This is a genomic window from Cellvibrio sp., from assembly GCF_053579595.1.
Genome location: NZ_JBRFPI010000435.1, coordinates 1 through 3,562 on the forward strand (window position 1 = coordinate 1; position 3,562 = coordinate 3,562).

3 protein-coding genes and 1 pseudogene are annotated in these 3,562 nt (G+C 47.9%); all 4 read left to right on the forward strand.

What is annotated here, in order from left to right; all coding sequences use genetic code 11:
• Positions 1–984 (forward strand): helix-turn-helix domain-containing protein (locus tag ACWA6V_RS19185; protein ID WP_449523998.1); only part of this gene is annotated, 984 nt, incomplete at its 5' end.
• 117 nt (positions 985–1,101) lie between these two features.
• A complete protein-coding gene (locus tag ACWA6V_RS19190) occupies positions 1,102–2,331 on the forward strand; it encodes a serine hydrolase domain-containing protein (RefSeq protein ID WP_449523999.1) in 1,230 nt (409 codons plus the stop codon).
• A 91-nt stretch (positions 2,332–2,422) separates the two neighbouring features.
• On the forward strand, positions 2,423–3,190 hold the full coding sequence (locus ACWA6V_RS19195) for a DeoR/GlpR family DNA-binding transcription regulator (protein ID WP_449524000.1): 768 nt from the start codon (positions 2,423–2,425) through the stop codon (positions 3,188–3,190).
• Between the two features lie 94 nt (positions 3,191–3,284).
• Positions 3,285–3,562: pseudogene (locus ACWA6V_RS19200) on the forward strand (glutamine--fructose-6-phosphate transaminase (isomerizing)); the annotation flags it as partial.

Below are 3,562 nucleotides of genomic sequence, written 5' to 3' on the forward strand. Positions count from 1 at the left end.
TATCGCACGCCATCGACTTTTCGCGCGCAGATTATTCCGTTGATGTTGGCGTTGCGTGTTGCTGCGTATTTATTGCTGACCGCGCCTTACTCACCGCGCCCACAGGGATTTATTCGCAGCATTCTGTTGATGTTTACCCACACCATGCCGGTTTTTTTATGGTTGTATGGCAAACAATTGTTTGATGACGAATTCAATTTACGGCGCGGGCCAATTTTTGGAAAAGCAGCCTTGGTGCTGTTGGCCTGTTTTTATATTTATGTTTTCTTGATTCGTGGCGGTGGCGGCTATCTCCAAATGGCAAGTCATGTCATTGCCTTGATATTTATTGTGCATCTTTTGGCAAGCGTGATGCTGACTTGGCGTAATGATTTGGTAGAGCAGCGGCGTGTTGCGCGTTTTTGGTTTGTATTGTTAGTCGGATTATTTTTTCTGATGTTAGATCTGGTCGAACTCAGTAATACCCGCTTGAATCGCCACCAGATTTTTATGTTGATGAACGCCTCTATTTGTTTGCTTGGCACCAGTGTGACGGCGGGGCTGTTATTTTTTCATGCTTTATCGATAAAACCAGAACCCGCATCCGTATCAGATACAACACCGGATGCACCGCGTTACTCACGTTTAATCCCGCAAGAAAATGCGCTCGCTAAAAAATTGCATAGCTTTATTGAGGATGAAGGTTACTTACAACCCGATCTCACCATCAGCAAATTAGCTGAACAATTGGAATGTCCAGATCACCATTTGCGTAAATTGATCAATCAATCGCTGGGTTACACCAACTTCAACGCGTTCCTGAATCACTACCGAATCGAGGCGGCGAGCAAACGCTTGGTGGAAACGTCATTACCGGTACTCACGATTGCGCTGGATATAGGTTTCGGATCCATCGCCTCTTTTAATCGAGCGTTTAAAGACATTGTGGGCACTACGCCGACGGTTTATCGAACTACAGCGCAACAGTCGAATTCACCTGAATAATATTGAATATTGCTGGTCAATTTTAAAATTGATCAGCTTTTTTTGATTTTGCTAAGCCAATTTCCAGATCTTTCACCAAAGTGCGTGTTTTTAATAAACACACGATGGTGAAAAACAATGCGCAATATTTCCTACAAAAAAATCAGCCTGCTCGCCGGTGCGATGGCATTTATTTGGTTTGCCGCCCCGATTTACCAATTCCTTGCCTATGAAGGCAAGGTGCCGATGTGGTTCCCAGCCGATATAGCGGCACCGGATGCTTATCCTCAAACAACGGCATTTTCTGCTCATCCGCAAGCCACCGCCGCGTTGCAATTATTGGCGCAACATCGGGAAGAAATTCACGCACCGGCAATCTCCGCCGCAGTCGCGGTGGATGGAAAAATCGTTTGGACGGGTGCAGTGGGTTGGGAAAATATCGAACAACAAATACCGGCAACGGATAGAACCCAATTCCGGATTGGCAGTACCTCTAAAGCTGTCACCGCCACATTGCTCGCTAAATTTGTTCAGGAAGGAAAAATCGATTTGGATAAACCTTTATCGAGTTACGCTTCGAATTTACCTAATCCGCAATGGAAAGGTATTACGCCGCGGCAACTCGCATCCCACTCCAGCGGTTTGCCGGATTATATGGATAATTATGGCGATTTATGGGGAATGTATTATTTATTCAAGCTCGATAAACGCTACACATCCGTGCGTGAATCGCTGGAAGTGTTTGACGATACAGCGCTGCTATTTACACCGGGCAGCCAATTTCACTACACCAGTTTCAATACCGTATTACAAAGTGTGGTGCTAGAGTCTGTTGCCGGTGAGCCTTTTCTTAGTGCCATGCACAACAACATTTTTAAGCCTCTGGGAATGAACGCCACGGGTGCTGAATATGCATTGTTCCAGCCGAATTCATTGGCGACTTTTTACTGGAATCAAGATGGAAAGCACCCTGCATTTCGCGTGTGGCAAAACGTCGATTTGAGCCATAGGCTCGCGGGCGGAGGATTCATCTCCACACCTTCCGATATGACCAAGCTGGGATCAGCCTGGCTGAATGATGATTTTATCGCACCGAAAATCCGCAAGCTTTTTTGGCTACCCCAATCATTATCAGATGGCTCAATCAATCCGCAAAACTATGCGCTCGGTTGGCGTTGGGCAGAGTATGACGATGGCAAAGGAATCATCAAAAATGCCAATCACGGCGGTGTTTCGCGCGGTAGCCAAAGTTGGCTGATGGTAATTCCGGAGCGAAAGATGGCTGTTGCCGTCATGATCAACGCCAATGTTGAGGAATTCTGGGATTTTGGGCAGGTAAGCATGCCTCTGGCACGCCTGTTCTTCTAACACCAAGTTGATTTTTAACCAAATAAACCTTGCCAATAAGTTTCGAAAGACTACAATAACTTTCACAACGAAACTTATTGGCGATTCGATAATGACCAAACGAAACACCCAACAGCGCCGCCGGGCGATTATTGACCTGCTAAATAATAGCGGTGAGGTCAGTGTTGAGACCCTCGCTGAGCAGTTTTCTACTTCAGAAGTCACTGTTCGTAAGGATTTGGCCGCATTGGAGTCTAATGGTTTGCTCTTGCGTCGCTACGGTGGCGCGGTTCCAGTTCCCCAAGAGTTGATGAGTGATCCAATCGAAAAAGTTTCGGTTCGTAAGCAGGCCATCGCCCAAGCCGCCGCGCAACTGATCCGCGACCACAACCGAATCATCCTCGACAGCGGCAGCTCCACCACCTCAGCGCTACTTCCGGAGTTATCCCACAAGCAGGGGCTGGTGGTGATGACCAACTCCCTCAGCATCGCCAACGCCCTGCGCGAGCTGGAAAACGAACCCACGATTTTGATGACCGGCGGTACCTGGGACCCGAAATCTGAAGGCTTCCAAGGCCAGCTTGCCGAGCAGATCCTGCGCTCCTACAACTTCGACCAGTTTTTTATCGGCGCCGATGGTTTGGATTTAGAGCGCGGCACAACAACCTTTAACGAACTCTACAGCCTCAGCCGTGTAATGGCGGAAGTTGCACGCGAAGTGATTGTGATGGCCGAGTCCGACAAAATCGGGCGCAAAATCCACAACCTGGAATTGCCTTGGTCGGCGATAAAAGTCCTCGTCACTGATGACGGCATTGATGCAAAAGACAAACAGAAAATCGAACAACAGGGTGTGCAAGTGATTTGTGCATCCGCATAGCTTTTTTTAAAAAGCCTTAAGACCACGATTTGCAAAAACAAAATTTTTTACAAGAAATAAATGGTTACTACTATTAAAGCTCAAGGAGTTAATTATGTGTGGAATTGTCGGCGCAGTAGCGCAACGTGATGTGGTGGATATTCTGGTTGAAGGATTGCGTCGCCTTGAATATCGCGGTTATGACTCTGCCGGTGTGGCAGTGGTAAACAGCAGTGGCGAATTGCAGCGCGTGCGCCGCCTCGGCAAAGTAAAAGAATTATCTGACGCAGTGCACAGCACCCCAACTCCCGGTGGCACTGGTATTGCGCACACACGCTGGGCAACCCACGGCGAGCCGAGCGAGCGCAATGCGCATCCGCATATTTCCAAAGA